The sequence below is a fragment of the Streptomyces triticisoli genome (genome assembly GCF_003270085.1).
In the GTDB taxonomy this organism is placed as follows: Bacteria; Actinomycetota; Actinomycetes; order Streptomycetales; family Streptomycetaceae; genus Streptomyces; species Streptomyces triticisoli.
In genome coordinates, this window is the sequence record NZ_QFDQ01000153.1 from 1 (window position 1) to 25,076 (window position 25,076).

At 74.1% G+C, this 25,076-nt stretch carries 20 protein-coding genes and 1 pseudogene; 14 read left to right on the forward strand and 7 right to left on the reverse strand.

The genetic code is table 11. The features are described 5' to 3' along the window. Window positions 1-307: 307 nt before the first annotated feature. The gene (locus DEP02_RS20675; RefSeq protein ID WP_112469172.1) at window positions 308-1,342 is read left to right on the forward strand and encodes an ABC transporter permease; all 1,035 of its coding nucleotides are present in this window, start codon (window positions 308-310) and stop codon (window positions 1,340-1,342) included. Beyond that, on the forward strand, window positions 1,339-2,010 hold the full coding sequence (locus tag DEP02_RS20680) for an ABC transporter ATP-binding protein (RefSeq protein WP_112469173.1): 672 nt from the start codon (window positions 1,339-1,341) through the stop codon (window positions 2,008-2,010). The genes DEP02_RS20675 and DEP02_RS20680 overlap by 4 nt, the downstream gene beginning before the upstream one ends. Before the next feature lie 34 nt (window positions 2,011-2,044). On the opposite strand, the gene DEP02_RS20685 is transcribed toward DEP02_RS20680, so the two are convergent. Further along, a complete protein-coding gene (locus tag DEP02_RS20685) occupies window positions 2,045-2,845 on the reverse strand; it encodes an IclR family transcriptional regulator (protein WP_112469174.1) in 801 nt (266 codons plus the stop codon). A 228-nt stretch (window positions 2,846-3,073) separates the two neighbouring features. On the opposite strand from DEP02_RS20685, the gene allB reads away from it, so the two are divergent. Both allB and alc read left to right on the forward strand, forming a co-directional pair. Continuing rightward, window positions 3,074-4,447, forward strand: coding sequence for an allantoinase AllB (gene allB / locus DEP02_RS20690; protein ID WP_112469175.1), 1,374 nt, complete (start codon window positions 3,074-3,076; stop codon window positions 4,445-4,447). A 5-nt stretch (window positions 4,448-4,452) separates the two neighbouring features. Beyond that, window positions 4,453-5,634: an allantoicase gene (gene alc, locus DEP02_RS20695; protein WP_112469176.1), complete on the forward strand. Its 1,182-nt coding sequence runs from the start codon at window positions 4,453-4,455 to the stop codon at window positions 5,632-5,634. 11 nt (window positions 5,635-5,645) lie between these two features. On the opposite strand, the gene DEP02_RS20700 is transcribed toward alc, so the two are convergent. Next, window positions 5,646-5,846, reverse strand: coding sequence for a hypothetical protein (locus DEP02_RS20700; RefSeq protein ID WP_112469177.1), 201 nt, complete (start codon window positions 5,844-5,846; stop codon window positions 5,646-5,648). 179 nt (window positions 5,847-6,025) lie between these two features. Here DEP02_RS20700 and DEP02_RS20705 point away from each other — a divergent pair, with 179 nt between their 5' ends. Next, entirely contained in the window at window positions 6,026-7,297 is a 1,272-nt protein-coding gene (locus tag DEP02_RS20705) for a sensor histidine kinase (RefSeq protein ID WP_112469178.1), read from the forward strand. A gap of 17 nt (window positions 7,298-7,314) precedes the next feature. Here the strand turns inward: DEP02_RS20705 and DEP02_RS20710 are convergent, their stop codons facing one another. The 3 genes from DEP02_RS20710 to DEP02_RS20720 all read right to left on the reverse strand — a co-directional run bounded on the left by DEP02_RS20710 (window position 7,315) and on the right by DEP02_RS20720 (window position 10,831). Continuing rightward, window positions 7,315-8,295 (reverse strand): hypothetical protein, encoded by a 981-nt coding sequence (locus tag DEP02_RS20710; protein WP_112469179.1) that lies wholly within the window; start codon window positions 8,293-8,295, stop codon window positions 7,315-7,317. Beyond that, complete coding sequence (locus tag DEP02_RS20715) at window positions 8,292-9,776, reverse strand: M48 family metallopeptidase (RefSeq protein ID WP_112469180.1); 1,485 nt, start codon at window positions 9,774-9,776, stop codon at window positions 8,292-8,294. The genes DEP02_RS20710 and DEP02_RS20715 overlap by 4 nt, the downstream gene beginning before the upstream one ends. Window positions 9,777-9,865: 89 nt before the next feature. Next, complete coding sequence (locus DEP02_RS20720) at window positions 9,866-10,831, reverse strand: NADPH:quinone reductase (protein ID WP_112469181.1); 966 nt, start codon at window positions 10,829-10,831, stop codon at window positions 9,866-9,868. A 272-nt stretch (window positions 10,832-11,103) separates the two neighbouring features. On the opposite strand from DEP02_RS20720, the gene DEP02_RS20725 reads away from it, so the two are divergent. After that, window positions 11,104-11,343 carry a hypothetical protein gene (locus DEP02_RS20725; RefSeq protein ID WP_332871992.1) on the forward strand — a complete coding sequence of 80 codons (240 nt, stop codon included), beginning with the start codon at window positions 11,104-11,106 and terminating at the stop codon, window positions 11,341-11,343. Between the two features lie 105 nt (window positions 11,344-11,448). On the opposite strand, the gene DEP02_RS20730 is transcribed toward DEP02_RS20725, so the two are convergent. Next, window positions 11,449-12,444, reverse strand: coding sequence for a hypothetical protein (locus DEP02_RS20730; protein WP_112469182.1), 996 nt, complete (start codon window positions 12,442-12,444; stop codon window positions 11,449-11,451). 708 nt (window positions 12,445-13,152) lie between these two features. Here DEP02_RS20730 and DEP02_RS20735 point away from each other — a divergent pair. Continuing rightward, window positions 13,153-13,824 (forward strand): response regulator transcription factor, encoded by a 672-nt coding sequence (locus DEP02_RS20735; RefSeq protein WP_112469183.1) that lies wholly within the window; start codon window positions 13,153-13,155, stop codon window positions 13,822-13,824. Between the two features lie 91 nt (window positions 13,825-13,915). Next, entirely contained in the window at window positions 13,916-15,097 is a 1,182-nt protein-coding gene (locus DEP02_RS20740) for a cytochrome P450 family protein (protein ID WP_112469184.1), read from the forward strand. Window positions 15,098-15,569: 472 nt separating this feature from the next. Here DEP02_RS20740 and DEP02_RS20745 read toward each other — a convergent pair whose 3' ends face one another. Then, window positions 15,570-16,592, reverse strand: coding sequence for a Gfo/Idh/MocA family protein (locus DEP02_RS20745; protein WP_112469185.1), 1,023 nt, complete (start codon window positions 16,590-16,592; stop codon window positions 15,570-15,572). Between the two features lie 116 nt (window positions 16,593-16,708). On the opposite strand from DEP02_RS20745, the gene DEP02_RS20750 reads away from it, so the two are divergent. The 6 genes and pseudogenes from DEP02_RS20750 (at window position 16,709) to DEP02_RS20775 (ending at window position 24,914) form a co-directional block, all read left to right on the forward strand. Then, a complete protein-coding gene (locus tag DEP02_RS20750; protein ID WP_112469186.1) occupies window positions 16,709-17,458 on the forward strand; it encodes a GntR family transcriptional regulator in 750 nt (249 codons plus the stop codon). A 253-nt stretch (window positions 17,459-17,711) separates the two neighbouring features. Next, window positions 17,712-17,849, forward strand: a pseudogene (locus DEP02_RS20755) (ATP-binding cassette domain-containing protein); the annotation flags it as partial. Window positions 17,850-17,991: 142 nt separating this feature from the next. After that, a complete protein-coding gene (locus DEP02_RS20760; protein WP_112469187.1) occupies window positions 17,992-19,140 on the forward strand; it encodes an ROK family glucokinase in 1,149 nt (382 codons plus the stop codon). After that, window positions 19,137-19,721: a sugar kinase gene (locus DEP02_RS20765; protein ID WP_112469188.1), complete on the forward strand. Its 585-nt coding sequence runs from the start codon at window positions 19,137-19,139 to the stop codon at window positions 19,719-19,721. Before DEP02_RS20760 ends, DEP02_RS20765 begins: the two co-directional genes overlap by 4 nt. Window positions 19,722-19,818: 97 nt before the next feature. Next, window positions 19,819-22,734 carry an SCO1167/SCO6262 family helicase gene (locus DEP02_RS20770; protein WP_112469189.1) on the forward strand — a complete coding sequence of 972 codons (2,916 nt, stop codon included), beginning with the start codon at window positions 19,819-19,821 and terminating at the stop codon, window positions 22,732-22,734. Further along, window positions 22,734-24,914: an SWIM zinc finger family protein gene (locus DEP02_RS20775; RefSeq protein WP_112469190.1), complete on the forward strand. Its 2,181-nt coding sequence runs from the start codon at window positions 22,734-22,736 to the stop codon at window positions 24,912-24,914. Before DEP02_RS20770 ends, DEP02_RS20775 begins: the two co-directional genes overlap by 1 nt. Window positions 24,915-25,076 lie beyond the last annotated feature (162 nt).

Consider the following 25,076-nt stretch of genomic DNA (forward strand, 5'->3'; position numbering starts at 1 on the left):
GTACCGCCGGGCTCAGCGCGCCCCACGCGAACACCGCGCCCGTGCCGAGCGCCGCAGCCACCGTGGCCGCGCCGGGCGCGCGGGCCGCGGCGAGTGCCAGCAGGCCCGCGAACAGGGCGTACAGGCACAGGCGCAGGGCGGCGACGACGGGGGAGTGGGGGCGGACGTCCATGACGCGTCCAGGGTAGGCGGGCCGGGCGGGGCGCCGGTCAACCGAAAGGTTGAAAACCGGCTGCGCCCTTCGATCCGCGCGAACCGTGCCCGGGCGCGATGCCCGGCGGGGGCCTGCCCGCGCAGGGTGGGGGACATGTACGTCGCATGGAGAGACCTGCGGTTCGCCAAGGGGCGGTTCGCCCTGATGGGGACCGTGGTCACACTGATCACCCTGCTCGTGGGGCTGCTGTCCGGGCTGACCGCCGGGCTCGCCGAGGAGAACACCTCGGCGGTCAAGGGCCTGCCCGCCGACCATCTCGCCTTCGCCGCGCCGTCCGGCGGCCAGTCGGTGTCGTTCACCGGCTCCTCGCTGCCGCCCGAGGCCGTCGAGCGGTGGGCGGAGCGGGTTCCGTACGCGGAGCCGGTCGCGATCCGCACGCTCGACGCGTCCGCCGGAAGCCGTACGGCCGCGGTGTCCGTGTTCGGCGTCCGCCCGGACGCCGGCATCGCACCGGACGGCGTCGCGCCCGGGCGGGCGGTGCTCTCCGCCAAGGCGGCGTCCGAGCTGGGCGTGGGGGCCGGGGACCGGGTGCGCCTCGGTTCCGCCTCCTGGACCGTGGCGGCCGTCGCGGGCGGTGCGTCGTACAGCCACACGCCGGTCGTCTGGACGGCGTGGGACGGGGGCCGGGCGACCGTGATCGCGCTGCGCGCGCAGGGCGCCGGCCTCTCCGCCGGGGACCGGGCCGCCGGTACGAAGACCCTCGCCAAGGGCGACGCGCTGACCGCGATCGGCTCCTACCAGGCCGAGAACGGCTCGCTGCAGCTGATGCGCGGCTTCCTGTTCGCGATCTCCGCCCTCGTCGTCGGGGCGTTCTTCACCGTGTGGACGATCCAGCGGTCCCCCGACATCGCCGTGCTCAAGGCGCTCGGCGCCTCCACCCGCTACCTGCTGCGCGACGCGCTCGGGCAGGCGGGGGTGCTGCTGGCCGTCGGGACGCTGCTCGGCACCGGGCTCGCGGCCCTGGCCGGCGTGCTCGTACGGGGCGGAGCGGTGCCGTTCGTGCTGGACGTGCCCACCGTCCTGCTGCCCGCCGCGGTGATGATCGTCCTGGGTGTGCTGGGCGCCGGCCTCTCCGTCCGGCGGATCACCGCCGTCGACCCGCTGACCGCGCTGGGAGGCGTGCGATGAGCCTGCTTCTGGACGACATCACCCTGACCTACCCCGACGGCGACGGCAGGCTCACCGCCCTGGACCGGGTGCGGCTGGAGGTGCCGGCGGGCACCGTCACCGCGGTGGTCGGGCCGTCCGGCTCGGGCAAGTCCAGCCTGCTCGCGGTCGCGGCCACCCTGATCACGCCGGACAGCGGACGGGTGTGCGTGGACGGTGTCCCGACGGGGGAGCTGAGCGCCGCCGAGCGGGCGGTGCTGCGGCGACGCGGCATCGGCATCGTCTTCCAGCAGCCCAACCTGCTGCCCTCGCTGACGGCGGCGGAGCAACTGGAGGTGATGGCCCGCCTGGACGGACGCCGGGCGGCGGCCGGCCGGGCACGGGAACTGCTGGCCGCCGTCGGCCTCGCCGACCAGGCGCACCGGCGCCCCCACCAGCTCTCCGGCGGCCAGCGCCAGCGCGTCAACATCGCCCGCGCCCTGATGAACGACCCCTCCGTCCTCCTGGTCGACGAACCCACCAGCGCCCTCGACCACGAACGCGGCGCCGCCGTCCTCGACCTCCTCACCCACCTCACCCGCGACCGCGGCACGGCGACGGTGCTGGTCACCCACGACCGCGCCCACCTGGAGGAGGCGGACACGGTGCAGGAGATGAGGGACGGACGGCTGACGGCCTTGATCGGCTGAGGCGTGCGTCCCGGCCCTGGCGCCGAGGGGGCGGTCAGGTGGCCGGGGGCGGGTTCGCCAGGGCCAGGGACAGCTCCTTCGCCGCCTGCTGGAGGACCGGGACGATACGTTCCGCCGCCGCGTCCGTCACACGGCCCGACGGGCCGGAGACGGAGAGGGCGGCGGCGGTGGGGGAGCCGGGGACGGTGACCGCGAGGCAGCGGACGCCCATCTCCTGCTCGTTGTCGTCCATGGCGTAACCGAGCCGGCGCACGTCCTCCAGGGCCGCCAGGAAGCCCTCCGCGGTGGTGATCGTCTTCTCCGTGGCGGCGGGCATGCCGGTGCGGGCGAGCAGGGCGCGCACCTCGTCGTCGGGGGTGTGGGCGAGGAGCGCCTTGCCCACGGCAGAGGAGTGCGGCAGGACGCGCAGACCGACCTCGGTGAACATCCGCATCGAGTGCTTGGACGGCACCTGCGCCACGTACACGACCTCGTCGCCGTCGAGCAGCGCCATGTTCGCCGTCTCGCCGGTCTCCTCCACCAGGCGGGCCAGGCAGGGGCGGGCCCAGGTGCCCAGCAGCCGGGAGGCGGACTCGCCCAGGCGGATCAGCCGGGGGCCGAGCGCATAGCGGCGGTTGGGCTGCTGGCGGACGTATCCGCAGGCCACGAGCGTGCGCATCAGACGGTGGATGGTGGGCAGCGGCAGCCCGCCGGACGCGGAGAGCTCGCTCAGGCCGACCTCGCCGCCCGCGTCCGCCATCCGCTCCAGCAGGTCGAACGCGCGCTCGAGGGACTGGACCCCGCCGTGGGCGGTGGGCTTGGCGGAGCCGGTGGTGCTGGCGCTGGACGTCGGCACGGCGCGTTCCTTTCGGGGCTGGCGGGGAAGGACAGAGCCTATCCAGGGGCCCGGTCGACCACCCTGCTGATGCGGAGGCCCGCTCTGCTTGCTGGAATGCTAGTTCCGGATCGTGGAGGTATCCAGGATGTAGGTCCTGTGCCGCCCTGCGGTGGCGTCCCTCTTGACGGGGCGTGGGCGGGAGTCAAAACTCGTTCAACAGAACGTTGACGCCGGAGAGGGGTCCGGGTGTCCGACGCCGAACTGGTGCTGCGCTCGACGCGCGTCATCACGCCCGAGGGGACGCGCCCCGCGTCCGTCGCGGTCGCCGACGGCACGATCACGGCCGTACGGCCCCACGACGCCGAACTCCCCGCCGGCGCCCACCTGGAGGACCTCGGCGACGACGTCCTGCTGCCCGGCCTGGTCGACACCCACGTGCACGTCAACGACCCCGGCCGCACCGAGTGGGAGGGCTTCTGGACCGCCACGCGCGCGGCGGCGGCCGGCGGCATCACCACCCTCATCGACATGCCGCTCAACTCCCTCCCGCCCACCACCACGGTCGGCCACCTCCGCGTCAAGCAGGACGTGGCCCGGGACAGGGCCCACGTCGACGTCGGCTTCTGGGGCGGTGCCCTGCCCGGCAACGTCGAGGACCTGCGTCCGCTGCACGAGGCCGGCGTCTTCGGCTTCAAGGCGTTCCTGTCGCCCTCGGGCGTGGACGAGTTCCCGCACCACACCCCGGACGGGCTCGCCCGGTGCCTCGCGGAGATCTCCGGCTTCGGCGGCCTGCTCGTCGTGCACGCCGAGGACCCGCACCACCTCGCCGCCGCCCCGCGGCACGGCGGCCCCCGGTACGCCGACTTCCTCGCCTCCCGCCCGCGCCAGGCCGAGGACACCGCCATCGCCACCCTGATCGCGCAGGCGAAACGCCTCCACGCGCGCGTGCACGTGCTCCACCTGTCCTCCGGCGGCGCGCTGCCCCTGATCGCCGAGGCCCGGGCCGAGGGCGTACGGATCACGGTCGAGACCTGCCCGCACTACCTGACCCTGACCGCCGAGGAGGTCCCCGACGGCGCCTGCGCGTTCAAGTGCTGCCCGCCGATCCGCGAGGCCGCCAACCAGGACCTGCTCTGGCAGGCGCTGGCCGACGGCACCGTCGACTGCGTGGTCACCGACCACTCGCCCTGCACCGCCGACCTGAAGACGAACGACTTCGCCACCGCCTGGGGCGGCATCTCGGGCCTGCAACTGAGCCTGCCGGCCGTGTGGACCGCGGCCCGCGAGCGCGGTCACGGCCTTCAGGACGTCGCCCGCTGGATGTCCGCGCGCACCGCCGCCCTCGTCGGCCTGGACCGCAAGGGCGCCATCGAGCCCGGCCGCGACGCCGACTTCGCCGTGTTCGCGCCCGAGGAGACCTTCACCGTGGACCCGGCCGCCCTCCAGCACCGCAACCACGTCACCGCGTACGCGGGCCGCACCCTGCACGGCGTGGTGAGGTCCACCTGGCTGCGCGGCGAACGCATCGTCGCGGACGGCGAGTTCACCGAGCCGAAGGGCCGACTGCTGACCAGACCCCCGGTGAGCCGGCGCCCGCCGGCTCCGGAGAGAAGGACCTGATCACCGTGACGGCGACTCCTCGTTTCACCGGCGACGCGAACCCCTACCGGGGCGGCGACCCGTACGCGGACTACCGCACCGCCGACTTCCCCTTCACCCGGGCCGTCAACCTCGCCGACCGCCGGCTCGGCGCCGGAGTCGTCGCCGCGGGCGACGAGTTCTTCGCCCAGCGCGAGAACCTGCTGGTGCCCGAGCGCGCCGAGTTCGACCCCGGGCACTTCGGGCACAAGGGCAAGGTCATGGACGGCTGGGAGACCCGGCGTCGCCGCGGCGCCTGCTCCGACCACCCCTGGCCGGCCGCCGACGACCACGACTGGGCACTGGTCCGGCTCGGCGCGTCCGGCGTCGTACGGGGCGTCGTCGTCGACACCGCCCACTTCCGCGGCAACCACCCGCAGGAGGTCTCCGTCGAGGGCACCCGCGTGCCGGGCTTCCCGTCCCCGGAAGAGCTCCTCGCCGCCGACGTCACGTGGACGACCCTCGTGCCGCGCACCGCGGTCGGCGGGCACGCGGCAAACGGCTTCGAGGTGGACGTGGAGCAGCGCTTCACCCACCTGCGCCTCAACCAGCACCCCGACGGCGGCATCGCACGGCTGCGCGTGTACGGCGAGGTCGTGCCCGACCCCGAGTGGCTGGACGCGCTCGGCACCTTCGACGTGGTCGCCCTGGAGAACGGCGGCCGGGTCGAGGACGCCTCCGACCTCTTCTACTCGCCCGCCACCCACACCATCCAGCCGGGCCGCTCCCGCAGGATGGACGACGGCTGGGAGACCCGGCGCCGCCGCGACCGGGGCCACGACTGGATCCGCTACCGACTGGTCGCCCAGTCCCGGATCCGCGCCGTCGAGATCGACACCGCCTGCCTCAAGGGCAACAGCGCCGGCTGGGCGGCGGTCCTGGTCAGAAACGGTGAGGACGTCGAGGACGCCAAGGACGGCGAGGACGCCAAGGACGGCGAGGACGTCAAGAACGGCGGGTGGACCGAGATCCTGCCGCGCACCCGCCTCCAGCCCGACACCAACCACCGCTTCGTGCTGCCCGTCCCGGCCGTCGGCACGCACGCGCGCGTGGACATCTTCCCCGACGGAGGCATCTCCCGGCTGCGCCTGTTCGGCTCCCTGACCGAGGAGGGCGCGGCGGCTGTGACGGCCCGCCACCAGGAACTGGGCGGCGACCGCGTCCGATGACCCACGGTCCCTCATTCGGCCTTCCGGCTCTCGGCCACGGCGAACAGCGCGCACGCCAGCACGATCAGGGCCACGCTCGCATAGACCTCGTAGCCGTCGAGGAAGCCGATCCGCCGTACCAGGCCCGCATGCCAGTCGGTGAACTCGTTCACCAGGCCGAGCACGCCCTGCACCAGGGCGACGAACCCGAGGAATCCCAGCAACTTCTTCATGTCACGACCCTCACCCCGCGAAGCCTCCTCGTACATCGGCCGTGGGGTGAACCGTCACCGACGGAAGTTCACGGCCGCGGCCCGCGGACGCGACGAAAGTTCACGCCGTCGCGACTTCGGTCGCCGATCCGCCGTACGGGGCGGTGAAGGGCGCGGCGGCTTGCGTAGATTGGCCGAACGTGACGAGTGACGGGACGACGCGGGAACCACCGGTGTTCACGGCGCGGCGGTGGTGGCTGCCGTCCGCCGTGGCGGACGAACTGACCGACGTGCCCGACACCGGCCCCGACCCCGATGCCGGACGGCGGGGCCGGTCGCGGCGCACCGCGCGCGACTGGCTCGTCGACTTCTGCTGCTTCCTCCTGGCCGTGTTCATCGGCCTGGCCTCCGCGGACGTCCTGCGCCACGACCCCCACACCCCGCACGCCCTGGCCGTCGCCGACCAGTTGCTCGGTGCGCTCTCCTGCGCGGCGGTCTGGCTGCGCCGCCGCCGGCCCCTCGCCCTGGCCGTCGCCATGCTCCCCGTCTCCTTCGTCGCGACCACCGCGGCCGGGGCCGAGATCGTCGCGCTCTTCACGCTCGCCGTGCACCGGCCCTTCCGGTACGTCGCCTGGACCGGCGGTGCCGCGCTCGCCCTGATCCCGGTCTTCTACTGGTGGCGCCCGGACCCCGACCTGCCGTATGCGGGCGCCGTCGTCTTCTCCGTGCTGCTCACCCTCTCGGTCATCGGCTGGGGCATGTTCGTACGGTCCAAGCGGGAACTCGTGCTGAGCCTGCGCGACCGGGCCCGGCGCGCCGAGACGGAGGCGCGGCTGCGGGCCGAGCAGGCGCAGCGGCTCGCCCGCGAGGCCATCGCCCGGGAGATGCACGACGTCCTCGCCCACCGGCTCACCCTGCTGAGCGTGCACGCGGGCGCCCTGGAGTTCCGGCCCGGGGCACCCCGCGAGGAGGTCGCACGGGCGGCCGGGGTCATCCGGGAGAGCGCGCACGAGGCCCTGCAGGACCTGCGGGAGATCATCGGCGTACTGCGGGCCGGCGACCCCGACGACGCGGGCCGCCCCCAGCCCACCCTCGCCGCGCTGGACGCCCTGGCCGCCGAGTCCCGCGAGGCCGGCATGAAGGTCACCCTGACCAACACCGTCACCGATCCGGCCGCCGTCCCCGCCTCCACAGGCCGCACCGCCTACCGCATCGCCCAGGAGGCCCTGACCAACGCCCGCAAACACGCCCCGGGAACGGAGGTCACGGTCACCGTCACCGGCGCCCCGGGCGACGGCCTCGACATCCACGTACGCAACCCGGCCCCCGAGCACGAAGTCCCCCACGTTCCCGGCTCCGGCCAGGGCCTGATCGGCCTGACCGAACGCGCCACCCTGACCGGCGGCACCCTGCGACACGGCCCGACCCCCGACGGAGGGTTCGAGGTGCGGGGACGGCTGCCGTGGGGGTGACCGTACGGCCGCGCAGGTCAGGGCTCCGGTGCGCTCAGCGACCACAGGGCCGTGAGCAGGGTGGCGAGGCACAGCGCCATGCCGACGGCGGCGACGGCACTCCCGCCGACCACGAACCCCCCGAACAGGCCGCCCACGACGAGACCGACACCGGCCATCCAGGCGGCCGGCCGCCACCAGAACCGCGCGGACAGTGCCGTGGCGTCGACCGGGGTGAACGAGTCCCGCAGGCTCGAACGGACCGTCGCGTACGTGTCGAGGACGACGCGCCGCGGCGGCCGGCGCCGCAGGCGTCCCAACGGCACCAGACGAGTGCCGTCCGGCAGCCGCGCCACCAGGGCGCCGCGCGTGCCCGCCTTGTGGTGGGCGGTCACCTCCACCGGGCCGGTGTGGTCGTCGAGCGCCGGGTGCCACATGACCCGCTGCCGGACGACCGGCCCGTCCTCACGGCCCGGCTCCGTCAGCGTGAGCCACACACTTTCCGACAGTTGCCCCGCGCCCCGTGCCTGCCTGCCGCGGCACACCGTCGCGGTCATCGGCCGGCCAGGCCGCCGTGCCGCCCACCGGAACCGCAGGCCACGCCAGGCCCACACGGAGCACAGCCCGGCCGCCACGATCCCGGCGAGCAGGATCGGAACCAGCAGGTCGTCCTCTTCGGCCGTCTCCTCCGGGTCGCCCGGGAAGCCGCGCGGATCCGCTTGGTGCGGGTCGTGGACGACGGCGAAGTGACGGCCCTTGGTGTACCGGTCGGTGTCGTAGATGGCGAAGCGCTGCACGTGTTCACGGCCGGTGCGGTCGGTCCAGCGCACCCGGATGTCCTCTTCGTCGCCGATGCCGTCCTCGACGATCAGGCCGGAGACCCGGGCCGTGGCACGGTCGCGGGCCTTGTCGTACGCGTACGCGTGCCAGCCCAGCCAGCCGGCGAGCAGCGCGAACCCCGTCAGGGTGGCCGTCACCCCCAGCAGGGCGACGCGCAGGGCGGGGCCAGGGCGTCTCATACTCGCTCCGCCTCCTCGGTCCCGGTCTTCTCCAGCAGGGCGCGGACGGGCGCCGGGTCACCGCTGTCCACGGCGGTGACGAGGAGTTCGTACAGGTCGACGACCGTACCGTCCGGCGCGGTGAGCACCGTGCTCATCCAGCGGCTGGCGTAGGACCAGCCGGCCCGAAGCAGCAACGGCGTCAGAGCCGCGCCCATGGCATCGGCCAGCATCTGGCGGCCGGCCGCCGGGTGTACGGCGGACGGCAGCCACCTCAGCCGGGGCGCGACACGGCGGGCCAGGCGGTGCCAGTGGCCGTCGGCCACGGCGTCCAGCGCCACGCGCAGCGCCTGGGCGGGCGAGACCTGCCGGGTCGCTGCCGTCAGCGCCTGTGCGCCCGGCCCCTCGTCGGCGGTACCGCGGAGTTCGTCGGCGTCGAGATCGAGCAGCCGCACCGGCTTGAGGTCCTCCGGCCGGATGCTGCTCCGGGACGCCGGGCCGGCCTCCGGATCGTCCGCGCAGGCGAGTTGCAGGACGCACCACCGGGCGATCGCGTCCGCGTCACGCAGGACGACCGGATCGGAGCCGTACGCCGTCCAGCCATCGGTGGGCGGCAGTGCGGCCACCCGTTCGGCGGGTGGTGGGTGGTCGGCTGTGGCGTAGGCGTCCAGAGTGTGCTCCTCAGCGGCGTCGCGGGCGCAGCAGCTCGCCACCAGTGGGTCTTTGAGCGCGAGGTCGAGCGCGTCGTAGAAGTCCAGTGGGTACCTGCCGTCCTCGACCAGGTCCGCCACCCAGAACTCCGCGATCCCGGTGAACGCCTCGTCGATCACACCGGTCCGCTCCAGCGCCTCGCGGGTGGCCGTGGCGCCGACGAGGCGTGCGGCGTCGGCGTCGGCTGCCGACTCGGTCTGCCACACCCGCGGCTGCGTGGCGCGGAGCAGGGGGGCGGCCAGCGGCGCCAGCGGACGGAAGCGGCCCTCCAGCCGCTCCGCGAGCGCGCCCCGTGCGGTCAGCAGCCACCGTGTGCGGCGGTCGTCGACGTGCTGCTGGTGCGCCAGTTCGTGTGCGATCACCGCCGCCAGCTGCGCGGCGGAGAACGCCCGGAGGACCGGCAGCCCGAGCAGCAGCGCGTACGTGCGCACGCCCGCGACCTTCACCCGGCCGAGCGCCACCGTCGGCTCCGGGACGATCCGCACCAGCAGCGGGGCGCGGAAGCCGGTCCGCTCGGTCATGTCCTGGATCAGCGCCGCCAGTTCCGGCTCCTCACCCGGCCGTACCGCCCGGCCCGGCAGGGCGTCCTGGACGATGGCCCCGTACAGGGCCGGAAGCACCCACAGCAGTGGCAGTACGGCGGCTTGCCAGACTCCCCAGACGAGCCCCACGGCGAGCACCACGAGAGTGAAGCCGGCCAGGGGCAGCCAGGCGAGTGCGAACATGGCCGCGATCAGCAGCCACTCGCGGACCGGCGAGACCTGCGGTCCCTCGGGTATGCGGCCGTCCATCACACTCCTGTCGGGCGGTGAGACATCCGCGGATTGTGCCACAGCCCGAACAGGTGAGCGGGAGGGAGGCAGGTGCGGGGACGGAGCGCTCAGGGGCGCAACACCACTCGTCGACCGTGGAGTTCGCCCCGCTCCATGCGGCTGTGCGCCCGAGCCGTGGCGCTCAGCGGGTGGTACTCCACGGAGCGGGGGCGCAGTGCGCCGGCCGCCAGGAGGTCGTTGACGGCCGCCGCCGCGTCGGCCAGTTCCGCCGTCGTGGCGTTGGAGATGGCGAAGCCGCGCACGGAGCCGTCCTTCATGTAGAGCGCGCCGACCGGGAGGACCGGCTCGTCCCGGGCGCCGGACATGACGACGATGCGGCCGCGGTGGGCGAGGAGGCCGACCGCGGTTCGAAGGTCGTTGTGGCCGGAGGTGTCGATGTGCACGTCGACGCCGTCCGGGGCGAGGGCCGCCAGCCGCGCAGCGAGGTCGCTGGCGTGGTAGTCCACGACCTCGGCCGCGCCCAGGGACCGGACGTGGCCGTGGTCGCGCGGCGCGGCGGTGGCCAGCACGCGCGCGTGCGCACGGACCGCGAACTCCACCAGCGCGCTGCCCACGTTGCCGCCCGCGCCGCAGACCAGGACCGTCTCACCGGACCGCAGCCCGCCGTGCGCGAAGAGGGCCAGGTGGGCGGTCGCGGCCGGGTGGAACACGGCCACCGCCTCCCCCGGGTCCACGCCCGGCGGCAGCCGGTAGAGGCGGTCGGCCGGCACCACGGCCTGTTCGGCGGCGGCTCCCTGCCGGCCGTCGTGGCCGAGGCTGTTGCACCACACCGTCTCGCCCACGGCGAAACCGGACCCGGCGCAGGCCACCGTGCCCACGAGGTCGCGTCCGACCACGAACGGGAACGGCAGCGGCGTACGGAACACCCCGGAGCGGACGAACGTGTCCACCGGGTCGACCGCGGTGGCCAGCACATCCACCAGCACCTCGCCCGGACCCGGCACGGGAGCGGGCAGCTCACCGAAGCGAATGAGGTCGGGCGGACCCAGCTGTTCGACATAAGCGGCACGCATGAACGGCAATTCTCCCACCGGGCGGCTCTGCACGCGCGCGTGCGCTCGGCCCTCGCCCACGTCAAGGAGATCCACAGCCACGAGACCGCTCCCCGCGCGCGCTCGGTGGTTCTGCCGACGGAATCCGGGCTCTGGTCCGACTACTGTGGAGCGGCGACGCCGAGTGTCGTCGGCCGCATGTGACGGGGTGTGCGGAGAGTTCCGCGGCCGTCACCTTCGGGGAGACCATGTCCCAGTACCCATCGCTGCCCCGAGCCTTGGCGGAGGCGCTCGTGGACCTCGCCTGGTTCGTCGAGAGCGCGGACGACGAGCACATGGATCAGGACGATGCGGTGAAGGCACTGGAGGGTGTCGCTGCGGTGGTGGGCCGCATGTCGGATTCCCAGCGTGCGGAGTTCCAGCAGGTGATCGAGGGCATGACCGTGGCCGAGACCGATCCCGGGCGCCGTGAATTCCTGGAAGCGTTCCCGGACGGCTTCGGACTCGTGGAGCGGCTGCCGACGGCGCCATGACGTGGAGGCCGCCCGCATCGGCTTCGTCCTCGTCACCGGGGGCAGCGACGAGCGGGGTGGTGCGCTGTCCGTCGTGCCCCCCTTCACCGGCGCGCCCGGCACCGGTCAGAAGTGGCCGTAGCCGCCGGAGCCGTCGTAACCGCTGTAGCCGTCGTGGCCGCCGTGACCACCGATGTAGCCGCCCGTTCCTGACACTCCGCTGCCGCCGATGCGGGACGGCCTCGACGAGGAGGGCGGAGGGGGCGGGGAGGGTTGAGGGCCGTATCGGGTGTCCTTCCAGACTTTCTTCGTCACCGCGCGCCACCACTCCGGGAAGGAGAGGGTGACACCCAGCGCGCGGCACTCGCGCTCCACCTCGGCCCGGGCCGTCCTGTCCCACCGGATCTTGGAGGTATGGCCACTTTTGCGCACCAACACCAGGAGGCTCTTCTCGAGTTGACGCGCCGTCATGCCATCCTCGGGGGATGATCCGGCCGGGGGATCCGGCAGCGCGCGGGCAGCCGGTACGTCGGTCCGATGGACGAGGATGGGTGAGCCGGCCTCGGCCACCTTGAACAGCCACACCCGCTTGGCGGCAACCGTGTCCAGCACGGAGCGCCTGCGCTCCGCCTTTCTGCGGCGCGCGAGCAGGCGCGCTTCCTGCTGTGCCTTGTGCTCGGCCAGCCGCCTTGCGATCTCCTCCCGGACCGGCCGGTACTCCTCCTCCGCCCGCTGCACGGCGGCGGCGAAGGCGAGTTGGGCCTGCTCCGACCGTTCCGCCAGCCGTCTTTGCCACCCCGGCCAGTGGCGCGGCCCGGCGATGTGCGTCCAGTTCCGCTCGCGCGCGTACAGGTTCACCTTGCAGTTCCGGCCACCATGTGCCCGATACAGGTCCTCCAGTGCGCGGGAGAGAGAGTCGAGGCAGTCGCGCACGGCTGCGTCCCACCGCTCGAGATCCGCCCGTGAGCATGAGAGAACATCGCCCCACGCGTACCGCGCCCCCATCCGGTACACCTCAATGCTCTCCGGGTACCGGACGGAGGCCGTCGGCACGAACCGCGCCCCGCAGAGCTCGTCCGCGTCGAACCGGACGTCGACCCGACTCACCTTGCTGTACGTCATGCTGCTCTCCCGCCTCACTCGACGGTGCCCACCTGGCTACGTACACCGGTCGGCCAGCACAGCATGGTCGACTGTTCAGCACAACCGTGCGGACGCCCCTCGGCGTCAGCGAGAACACGACCAGCGGCTGAGGGGTCCACCGGCCTTGACAGGCCCTGGTGGGGACGGTGAATGACGGGTCGTCGGCACCCGCCGTGCCGTACGGTCGAGGGACTGGCCCGCCGTTGCTCCCGGATGGTGCGGACGGGGTCTTCGGCGACCCGGACGACCCGGACGACCCGCCCGCACCGAGGCACGCATACGACTGAACAGGCCACGGCTTCTGCCGCCTCCGCGTGCGGGCCCGCATCCGGCTCGGCGGTCCGGTCGTGCCGGTCCGGGACAAGGTCCGCCCGCACCTCATCCGCGGCATGAGCGAGTTCATCAGGAAGTCCTCCGACTGGCTGACCATGCTCCAACTGCCCGCTCACGGTCCGGACCTCAGCCCGCAGGAGGGCATCCGGTCGCCGGTCAGGCGCAGGGTCGGCAACCGCGCGGTCGCTGACCCCGCCCAGGTCACCCGAGCCGTCAAGCGCAAGCCGAAGCAGATCCGGCACCGGCCCGAGCCGCAACGGCTCGCCGACATCACACATTCAGGATCAGCGGCTCTCACGTGCAGGACCAACTCGGGGTGGCCGTCGAAGCCCGTGCTTTGGTTGGGTGGAGTCCATGAGCGCGATCCGACTGCTTCTCGTCGACGACGACCCGCTGGTGAGAGCCGGTCTGTCCCTCATGCTGGGCGGCGCCGACGACATCGAGATCGTCGGCGAGGCTGCCGACGGCAGCGAGGTGCAGGCCCTGGTCGACCGCACCCGGCCGGACGTCGTCCTGATGGACGTACGGATGCCGGGCGTGGACGGCCTGACGGCGACGGAACGGCTGCGCGGGCACCCGGAGGCACCCCAGGTCGTCGTCCTCACCACCTTCCACGCCGACGAGCAGGTACTGCGCGCCCTGCGCGCGGGCGCCGCCGGCTTCGTGCTCAAGGACACCCCGCCGGCCGAGATCGTGCGGGCGGTACGCCGGGTCGCGGCCGGCGACCCGGTGCTCTCGCCCACCGTCACCCGCCAGTTGATGCGGCACGCCGCCGGCACCGCCGCCGACGACCGGCGCGCCCGCGCGCGGGAGCGCCTCGCCGCCCTCAACGACCGCGAGCGCGAGGTCGCCGTCCGGGTCGGCCGCGGACTGGCCAACGCCCAGATAGCGGCCGAGCTGTTCATGAGCGTGGCCACCGTCAAGACCCACGTCTCACGCGTCCTGGCCCGGCTCGGCCTCAACAACCGCGTACAGATCGCCCTGCTCGCCCACGACGCGGGACTCCTCGAACAGGACGCGCCCTGAGATCCGGCGGTCCGGCACTTCCCGGGTCCACCGTGCGTTGACCGGTCACGGGAAGTCTTGCGCACTCCGACACTCCGAAGGAGGAGTGGTGATGGCGGACGTGATCGACCTGGGGGAGTACGGGGCGGGATTCCGGGCGGACCCGCATCCGGTCTACGCCGAACTGCGCGCACTCGGCCCGGTGCACCGGGTGCGGCTGCCACCGCCCGAGGGCTACGACACCTGGCTCGTCGTCGGGTACGAGGAGGCGCGCGCCGCGCTCGCCGACCCCCGGCTGACCAAGGACGTCAGCGCGGCCGACATCTCCGTGCTCGACGAGCAGGTGTTCGGCAGGCACATGCTGATCACCGACCCGCCGCAGCACACGCGGTTGCGCTCACTGGTCACGCGCGCGTTCACCGCGCGCCGCGTGGAGGCGCTGCGGCCGCGGATCCAGCAGATCACCGACGGACTGCTGGACGCGATGCTGCCGCGCGGGCGCGCGGACCTGGTGGAGGCGTTCGCGTACCCGCTGCCGATCACGGTCATCTGCGAGCTGCTGGGCGTGCCGGAGATCGACCGGGCCGCGTTCCGGGAGATGTCCAACGAGGTGGTCGCCCCCACCAGCGAGGAGGCGAAACTGCGGGCCGCGGACCGGCTCGGCGCGTACCTCACCGAGCTGGTCGAGGACAAGCGGTGCGCGGGGCCGGCCGACGACCTGCTCAGCACCCTGATCCGCACCACGGCCGAGGACGGCGACCGGCTCTCCGACGGCGAACTGCGCGGAATGGCCTTCCTGCTGCTCATCGCGGGCCATGAGACCACGGTCAACCTCATCGTCAACGGCGCGTACACCCTGCTGACCCACCCGGAGCAACTGGCGGAGCTGCGCGCGGACCCGGATCTGATCGACGGCGCAGTCGAGGAGATGCTGCGTCATGAGGGCCCGGTGGAGACGGCCACGTTCCGGTTCGCCGCCCAGCCCCTGGAGATCGCCGGCATCACCATCGGCCAGGGCGAGCCGGTGATGATCGGCCTCACCGCCGCCGACCGGGACGCCGGCCGCTACCCGGCCCCCGACCGCTTCGACATCCACCGCGACACCCGCGGCCACCTCGCCTTCGGCCACGGCGTCCACTACTGCCTGGGCGCCTCCCTGGCCCGCCTGGAAACCCGCACGGCCCTGCGCACCCTCCTCCACCGAGCCCCCGCCCTGGCCCTCGACGGTCCACCCGGCGAATGGCTCCCGGGCATGCTGATCCGCGGCAGGCGCAGCCTGCCGGTGCGCTGGTAGCGCAGGGGCGGCCGGCACTCCGCCCTGCCGTGCGGGGCCGGTCGTGGCACGGCCCGGGTCGTGCCGGTGTGCAGGTGGCCCGGGTCCGGTGGGGAACGGGCTGTGCCGGGCGGGTCGGCGGTGCGGTCGCGTCCGCCGGTGCTTCGCCCCGGGGGAACCTGCTGGTGTCCGGCCCGGTGGGGACCGCCGTGCCGTGCGGGGCGACCGTGCGGCCCAGCCTGCCGATTCCCTGCCCGGCCCGGCGGAGCCAAACGTGACCCGGCCCGGTCGTCGTCGGCCCGGTGGAACGGTGCTCGCCGGGTGCGGGGCGGTCGCTTCGTGTCCGGGCGGGGCACGTCCGCCGGTGTGGGCCGGTCGCCTCGCACCGGGCCGAGTCGCCTCCGGCCGGCCGAGTCGTACCCCCGGCCCGTACCCGCCGGTGCCCCACCCGGCCGCGGGGCGCGCAGACGTTACCGGAGCGGCCGTGGGCCCGTCACCGGAACACCGCCCGGGCCCCGCCCGGGATCTCCGCCAGGTGCACCGGGCGGTGCTCGCGGCGGGAGATCTCGCAGGCCTCGGCGATGCGCAGGGCCTGCAGGGCCTCGCGGCCGTCGCACGGGTTGGGGCGTTCGCCGCGCACGACCTCGACGAAGGCGCACAGCTCGGCCTCGTAGGCGGGGCCGAAGCGCTCCAGGAAGCCGGTCCAGGGCTTGTCCGCGGCCGGCGGCCCGGTCGGCTCGGTGGACGCGATGGGCGTACGGTCGTCGAGGCCGACCACGATCTGGTCCAGCTCCCCGGCCAGCTCCATGCGGACGTCGTAGCCCGCGCCGTTGAGCCGGGTCGCGGTGGCCGTCGCCAGGGTGCCGTCGTCGAGGGTGAGCAGTGCCGCGCCGGTGTCGACGTCACCGGCCTCGCGGAACATCGCGGGACCGGCGTCGGACCCGGCCGCGTACACGGCCACGACCTCACGGCCCGTCACCCAGCGCAGCACGTCGAAGTCGTGGATCAGCGTGTCCCGGAACAGCCCGCCGGACAGCGGCAGCCACGCCGCGGGCGGCGGCGCCTGGTCGGAGGTGAGCGCGCGGACCGTGTGCAGGCGGCCGAGCCGCCCCGAGCGCACCGCCTCGCGGGCGCCGGTGTAGCCGGCGTCGAAGCGCCGCTGGAAGCCCATCTGCAGGATCGTCCCCGCCGCCGCCACCTCGCCGAGCGCGTGCAGCGTGCCCGGCAGGTCCAGTGCGATCGGCTTCTCGCAGAACACCGGCAGCCCCGACCGCGCCGCCCGGCCGATCAGTTCGGCGTGGGCGGAGGTAGACGTGGTGATCACCACCGCGTCCACGCCCCATGTGAAGATCTCGTCCACGCCCGGCGCCGCCGTCTCGCCCAGCCGGTGGGCGAGTTCCTGCGCCCGCGCTGGATCGGCGTCCGTGAGGATCAACGAGCCGACGTCGCGATGATGGCTGAGCGTGTTCGCGTGGATGGTGCCGATGCGGCCCGTACCGATGACCCCGATGCGCATGGGAACAAAGTGGGGGCGGACCCCACACGCTGTCAATCAGTATGTCAGGACAATCGGACCACACGCTTCCCGTCGACCGGCGGCAGGACTACGCTCGGGCCGTGCCGAAAGCAGAAGTGGACCCCACCGTCTCGCTCGAGCTCAGTGTGGACCGGAGTTCCCCGGTGCCGCTGTACTTCCAGCTGTCCCAGCAGCTCGAGTCCGCGATCGAGCAGGGCACCCTCACCCCCGGCTGTCTGCTGGGCAACGAGATCGAGCTCGCCGCACGGCTCGGCCTGTCCCGGCCCACCGTCCGCCAGGCCATCCAGTCGCTCGTCGACAAGGGCCTCCTGGTGCGCCGCCGCGGCGTCGGCACGCAGGTCGTGCACAGCAAGGTCCGGCGTCCGCTGGAACTGACCAGCCTCTACGACGACTTGGAGGCCGCGGGACAGCTCCCGGCGACCAGGGTCCTGGTCAACACGGTCGTCCCCGCGTCCGGCGGGGTCGCCGCCGCCCTCGGGGTGGCCGAGGGCGAGGAGGTGCACCGCATCGAACGGCTGCGCCTCGCGCACGGCGAGCCGATGGCGTACCTCACCAACTACCTGCCGCCCGGCCTGCTCGACCTGGACACCGGCCATCTGGAGGCGACCGGCCTGTACCGGCTGATGCGCGCCGCCGGGATCACCCTGCACAGCGCCCGCCAGTCCATCGGCGCCCGCGCCGCCACCTCCGCCGAGGCCGAGCGGCTCGGCGAGGCGGAGGGTGCCCCGCTGCTCACCATGGAGCGCGTCACCTTCGACGACACCGGCCGCGCGGTGGAGTTCGGCACCCACACCTACCGGCCGTCCCGCTACTCCTTCGAGTTCCAGCTGCTCGTACGGTCCTGACCGTGCTCAGCCCAGGGCCCCCGTCCGTCGCGCATGCGTGACGGACGTCGCACGTCCAGGCGCTCGTCATGTCATGTCCGGACAATCTGACCCGCTACCGCTCCCCGCCGCGGAGTCACGGATACCGATGTCCGACAATAGGACGATCAGGGTTGATGGGATCTTCATCGGCCCCGTCCGCACGTTCGAACACAGCAAGAGCAGCAAGAGCAGCAAGGGCAGCAAGAAGGGCACGGCCTCGTGGCACGGTTGGGACAGGTTCGTCCTGCTGAAGCGGGGCACGACGGTGGGCAGCCGCACACGGGACGGGATCACTCCGGACGAGCTGACCCGCCGGACGGCGGGCGGCAGTGAGCCGGACGATCCACGCCATGAACCGCAAGAGACCTGAGGGGTGCGGGACCGGGTTGACACGCGGCTCCGCCGTGTGGGCGCGACCAGCCACAACGGCCCCGCGCTCGGTAACGCACCGCACCCACCCCTCCGCTCCCCCGTACCGCACCCTTACCCAGCGTGCGGCAGAATCGGCCCCGATGAGCACCTACCGCGACCTCACCGCCCCCATCGGCTCCCGCCGTGCCCCCGTACTGCGCACCGTGGGCACCCGGGAGCGCCGTTCCCACCTGACCGCACCCCGCGTGCCCACGGTGGGCATCGACATCGGCGGTACCAAGGTGATGGCGGGCGTCGTCGACGCCGACGGCAACATCCTGGAGAGGCTCCGCACGGAGACCCCGGACAAGTCCAAGAGTCCGAGGGTCGTCGAGGACACCATCGTCGAACTGGTCCTGGACCTGTCCGACCGGCACGACGTGCACGCGGTCGGCATCGGCGCGGCCGGCTGGGTCGACGCCGACCGCAACCGCGTCCTGTTCGCACCCCACCTGTCCTGGCGCAACGAGCCGCTGCGCGACCGGCTCTCCGACCGCCTGTCGGTGCCGGTCCTGGTCGACAACGACGCCAACGCCGCCGCCTGGGCCGAGTGGCGCTTCGGCGCGGGCCGTGACGAGGACCACCTCGTCATGATCACGCTGGGCACCGGCATCGGCGGCGCCATCCTGGAGGACGGCCGGGTCAAGCGGGGCAAGTTCGGCGTCGCCGGCGAGTTCGGGCACATGCAGGTCGTGCCCGGCGGCCACCGCTGCCCGTGCGGCAACCGGGGCTGCTGGGAGCAGTACAGCTCCGGCAACGCCCTGGTGCGTGAGGCGCGCGAGCTGGCCGCGGCCGACTCCCCGGTCGCCTACGGGGTCATCGAACACGTCAAAGGAGACGTCTCCGCCATCACCGGCCCGATGATCACCGAGCTGGCCCGCGAGGGCGACGCCATGTGCATCGAACTGCTCGAGGACATCGGCCAGTGGCTCGGCATCGGCATCGCCAACCTCGCCGCCGCCCTCGACCCGTCCTGCTTCGTCATCGGCGGCGGCGTCTCCGCGGCCGGCGACCTGCTGATCGGCCCCGCCCGGGACGCCTTCAAACGCCACCTCACCGGCCGCGGCTACCGGCCCGAGGCCCGTATCGCCCGCGCCCAGCTGGGCCCCGAGGCAGGCATGGTCGGCGCCGCCGACCTCGCCCGGCTGGTCGCCCGCCGCTTCCGGCGCGCCAAGCGGCGCCGGGTCGAGCGGTACGAGCGCTACGAGCGGTACGCGGAGGCCCGGCGGGCGGCCCGGGAGGCGCTGTGACGATGTCGCTGCCACGCCAGACGGCGTCCTCGGGCGGGCCACAGCCCCCGCGCGTCGAGGACCGCAGCCACCGCATCCGCCGCAGGGCCCTCACCCTGCTGATCATCGTGCTGCTCATCGGCGTCCCGGCCGGCTACCTGGTGATCTCGGCCAACCAGAGCCGCGACAGCGGCAAGAACAAGGAGGCCAAGTACGCGGCGACCGGCCTCACCCCCACCTATCCGGCCAAGGTCCAGCGCCGCCTCTACCAGGTGCCGATACCGCACCCGGCCGACCGGGTCGCCTCGTACGAGACGAATAACTGGAAGACCAGCCGTCTCTACGTCCAGTTCCGGACCACCCAGGCCGGACTGGACACCTTCCTCGAGGCCATGGGCGTCAACCGGGGCGACCTCGAGAAGGGCGACCTCACGATCAACGCCCGCGATCAGCAGATCACCGGCTGGACGTTCACGGGCCCGGGCCCCTGGTGGGGCCTGACGCACAGACAGAAGAACCCCGCCCCCACGCAGGACGTGGTGGTGAACATGTCCGACCCGGTCCTGCCGATGGTCTACGTGGTCTCCCGGACCGTGCCCTGACGGGGCGGGAACGGCCGCCGCCGGGACCGGTTGTCAGACCCCGCCCGTATCGTCGGAGACGACTGACTCGACCGGTGAGCGGGAGGTGACAGGACATATGAGCGACACGGCCGCGGTGCGGACGGACGAGGCGGCGGACGGCGTGTCCGTGCGGCTCGCCGCCGTCTTCCTGCCCGCACCCCTGCCGCGCGAGGGGCGCCTCGCCTTCTGGGACCCGGACGGCGAGGTGTGGCCGGCGGACGGCCCCGCAGGGCACCGGCCCGCGCACACGGAGCTGACCGTCGTACGGCGGCACGGGACGGGTGCCCGCCGCAGGAGCGCCCCCGCGCTGTCGCTGCCGATCGAGGAGGCGCTGCCCCACCTCGTGCGGGCCCGGCACGACCCGGCGGCCCATCCCGCCACCGCCTGCTGGGGCGCCGCCGCACTGCACGCCCTGCGGCTCACCGCCCGTGGACGGCTGCTGCCCGGTCTGACCGCCACCGGGCACGACGCCTGGCGGGCGGGTCCCCTCGACCCGGACGACATCGCCCACCTGCGCGCGATCGCCGCCGCCCTGCCCCAGGAGGGCCACGCGGTCCCGCTGCCCGGCTCGGGCCCCCTCCGGCTGCCCGAGCCGGAAGCGCTGCTGCGCACCTTCCTCGACGCGGTCGCCGACACCCTGCCCCGCACCCCGGCCGCGCCCCACACCTGCGGAAAGCCCTTCGCCGACCGCCGGCCGCAGCACCTGCCGCACGCCCACGACTGGGCGGCCGAGGTCGCCGCCGGCATGGACGCGGGCGTACGGATCTCGCTGCGGCTGGACCTGTCGGCCTACGACCTGTTCGACGGCCAGGACGGCCAGGACGGCCAGGACGGCCGGGACAGCCGGGGCGGTCAGGACGGCGCCCGCGGCGCGGTGCGCGCCGCGGGAGCAGCGGTCGTCCAGGTGCACAGCCTCGCCGACCCCACCCTCGTGGCCGACGCGGTGGCCCTGTGGGCGGGCGAGGCGGACGCGGCCTTCGGCCCACGCGCACGCGTGGACGCCGCCCTGGCCGTACGGCGCGCGGCCCGCGTCTGGCCGCCGCTGGACCGGCTCCGCGAGCAGGACGTGCCCGACGTGCTCGCCCTGTCCGAGGACGAGGTGGGCGAACTGCTCGGCGTGGCCGCGACCCGGCTCGCCGCGGCCGGAGTCGCCGTGCACTGGCCGCGCGACCTGGCGCAGGAACTCACCGCCGCGGCGGTGGTGCGGCCCGCGCCCGGCTCGGCCACCGACGGCACGGGCTTCTTCGAGAGCGAGGACCTGCTGCGGTTCCAGTGGCAGCTGGCGCTCGGCGACGACCCGCTCACCGACGCCGAGATGGACGCCCTCGCCGAGGCACACCGCCCTGTGGTACGGCTGCGGGACCGCTGGGTGCTCGTCGACCCGGCCCTCGTCCGCAAGGCCCGCAAGCGCGACCTGGGGCTGCTCGACCCGGTCGACGCGCTGTCCGTCGCCCTCACCGGCACCGCGGAGGTCGACGGCGAGACAGTGGAGGCGGTGCCGGCCGGCGCGCTGGCGGCCCTGCGGGACCGGATCACGGCGGGAGTACGGCCCGCGGAACCGCCTGAGGGACTCCACGCCACCCTGCGCGACTACCAGCTGCACGGCCTGGCCTGGCTCGACCTCATGACCTCCCTCGGCCTCGGTGGCTGCCTCGCCGACGACATGGGCCTGGGCAAGACGGTCACCGTCATCGCGCTGCACCTCAAACGGGCGCGCGGCGAACCCACGCTGGTGGTCTGCCCGGCCTCCCTGCTGGGCAACTGGCAGCGGGAGATCACCCGGTTCGCGCCCGGCGTCCCCGTCCGCCGCTTCCACGGCCCCGACCGCACCCTGGACGACCTCGACGGCGGCTTCGTGCTCACCACGTACGGCACCATGCGGTCGGCGGCACCCCTGCTGGCCGGACAGCCGTGGGGCATGGTCGTCGCCGACGAGGCCCAGCACGTCAAGAACCCCTACTCGGCGACCGCGAAGGCGCTGCGCACGATCCCGTCCCCCGCGCGCGTGGCCCTCACCGGCACCCCCGTGGAGAACAACCTCTCCGAGCTGTGGGCCCTCCTCGACTGGACCACCCCCGGACTCCTCGGCCCGCTGCAGTCCTTCCGCGCCCGGCACGCACGCGCGGTGGAGAACGGTGGGGCCGACGAGAACGGCGAGGCCGCGCGGCGCCTGGCCCGGCTGGTGCGCCCGTTCCTGCTGCGCCGCCGGAAGTCCGACCCGGGCATCGTCCCCGAACTCCCGCCCAAGACCGAGACCGACCACCCCGTCCCGCTCACCCGGGAACAGGCCGCGCTGTACGAGGCGGTGGTGCGCGAGTCGATGCTCGCCATCGGGACGGCCGAGGGCATGGCCCGGCGCGGGCTGGTCCTGAAGCTGCTGACCTCCCTGAAACAGATCTGCGACCACCCGGCCCTGTACCTGAAGGAGGAGCACCCGTCGGGCGGCGGTGACCGCCTGTCGGCCCGCTCCGGCAAACTCGCCCTGCTGGACGAGCTGCTGGACACCCTCCTCGCCGAGGACGGCTCGGCGCTGGTGTTCACCCAGTACGTCGGCATGGCCCGCCTGATCACCTCCCACCTCGGCGCCCGCGCGGTCCCCGTCGAGCTCCTCCACGGCGGTACGCCGGTCCCGGAGCGCGAGCGCATGGTGGACCGCTTCCAGAGCGGCGCCACCCCGGTCCTGGTCCTGTCCCTGAAGGCGGCCGGCACCGGCCTGAACCTCACCCGCGCGGGCCATGTCGTCCACTTCGACCGCTGGTGGAACCCGGCGGTCGAGGAGCAGGCCACCGACCGCGCCTACCGCATCGGCCAGACCCAGCCGGTCCAGGTCCACCGCCTGATCGCCGAGGGCACCGTCGAGGACCGCATCGCCGAGATGCTCGCCGGCAAGCGCGCCCTGGCCGACGCGATCCTCGGCGCCGGCGAGTCGGCCCTCACCGAACTGACCGATCGCGAGCTGTCCGACCTGGTCTCGCTGCGGAGGGAGGACTGATGGACGACCGCCCCGCCGACGCGGCCCGCCGAGCCCTGCGGGCCGCCCGCCGACAACACCCCCCGGCCACAGCCCCTGGGAAGCCCGCCCGCCCCGAGCGCGTACCGCCGGACGAGACGAACCGACCGGGCGACGCCGCACGGGACGCCTTGCGGCATGCACGGTCCGCCCGGCACGGCAGCCGCACCGAGGACGGCGCGGCCGAGGAGGCACCGACGGCAACCTCGGAGAACACCGCCGACGGCTCGACGCCGCACCCCCCGGAGCACCCGGGCGATGCGGCGCCGGCGGAAGTGCCGCCCGGCGGCAGCCGCGGCGAACCGCGGCACCCGGCGGGGACACGCCCCGCCGACGCCGCACGCGAGGCGCTGCGCGCTGCGCTGGTCCGCCGCGAGGAACGGACGGAGCAGCCCCGGCCGGACACAGCGACACCCCGAGCCCCGGCCCCCCGCCGGACGGCCGGACAGGAGGCGGCACCCGATGCCGCGGGGTCCGCGTCCGGGGCCGTGCCCGGGACGACGGGGCCGGTGGCGGCCGAGGCCGAGTTGCCTGTATCCGGGGCGACCGGGGAGGCGGCGGGCGCCGCGAGGTCCGCGTCGGAAGCCGCGCGTCGGGCGATCCGGCCAGTGGCCGCCGGTGCGCCGGGCCGGAGCGGTGACACCGCCCGTGGGACAGGCCCGGGCGCACATGCCGTGCGGGAGCTGCTTGCCGGAGCATCGCGCAGGCCCGGCTCGGCAATGACCGAGCCCGGTGCGGCGGACGGGGACAACAGCGAAGTCCGCCAGGGGAGTTGGGATCCCTCGGCGGTCCCCTCGAGTCACGGCCACCCTCGAACCGACGCTCCCTCGCAGGCGCCGACCGGCCCCACCACCCCCACCGCCCAGGCCGTGCCCCGCGTCCCTCCCACCATGGCCTCCCCCCACCGTGACGGTGAACTCCGGCGTACGTTCCCGGCGTTCGCGGCCCCAGCGGCCGGGGACTCACGGTTCGCGGAGACATGGTGGGGCAACGCCTGGGTCACCGCGCTGGAGGAGGGCGCACTGGACGCGGCACGGCTCGCGCGGGGGCGGACGTACGCGGAGACGGGGCACGTGGACGCCGTCACCGTGACGCCGGGGCTGGTCCTGGCGTACGTGCAGGGGAGCCGCCCGCGCCCCTACCGGGTGCAGGTGCGGCTGCGGACACTGGACGACGCCGACTGGGACCGGTTCCTGGACGCCGCCGCCGAGCGCCCGGGACACATCGCCGCACTCCTCGACAAGGAGATGCCCCAGTCCCTCGCCGACTGCGGGGTCCCCCTGCTCCCCGGCCCCGGCGACCTGGAACCCCACTGCAGCTGCCCCGACCGCGGCCACCCCTGCAAACACGCCGCCGCCCTCTGCTACCGGACCGCACGCCTGCTGGACGCCGACCCCTTCGTCCTGCTGCTGCTCCGCGGCCGCGGCGAGCGCCAACTGCTCGACGCCCTGTCCCGGCTGAGCGCCACCCGAGCGGCCCGCGCCGCGCAGGAGAAGGAACCGGAGCCGTTGCCGAGGGTGCGCGCCAGTGACGTACTGACCCAGCAGGCCCGGCGCCGGCTTCCGCCGCCGCCCGACCCCTTGCCGCCGCCCCCGCACCCCGAACAGCCCCCGGTGTACCCGGCGGCGCCCGGCGGTCCCGACCCCTTCGCGCTCGACCAGCTGGCCACCGACGCCGCCGCCCGCGCCCACGCCCTGCTCACCACCGGCCGCGACCCGGTCGGCGGGCTCACGCCGTGGCAGGACGCCGTGCGCCTCGCCGCCGCCCGCCCCGGCTCCGGACTGACCGCCGCCACCCGCTCCCTGTACGCCTCCCTCGCCTCCGCCACCGGACGCACCCCCGCCGACCTGGCGCGCGCGGTCGCGGCCTGGCGGCAGGGCGGCCCGGAAGGACTCGCCGTCCTGGAAGAGCCCTGGGACCCGCCGGCCGGCCGGTTCGACCGGGCCCGCCCGCTGCTCCTCGCCGCCGACCTGCCGGCCTTCCGCCCCCGGCACAACCGGCTCACCCACCCCCTCGGCCACCTCCAGCTCCGCCTGGGCCGCGACGGCCTGTGGTACGCGTACGAATCCGAGCCCGGCCGCGACGACTGGTGGCCCCGCGGCACCCCCGACCTCGACCCGGTCGGCGCCCTGACCGGCCTCGGCACACCGAGCGACCTGTGACGGCTTCCCTCCGGTTCGCGGCATTTGCGTGTTTTCCCTGGGGTCTGGTGTGATCCGACAGAAGTCGGTTACTGAGTGAGCGTGCCTCTGCTCACGACCCTCCTCACCCTCCTCCTCGCCGGCACCGGTCGCCGGTCGGCGCCGCCGCTCGCAGGTGTCGGG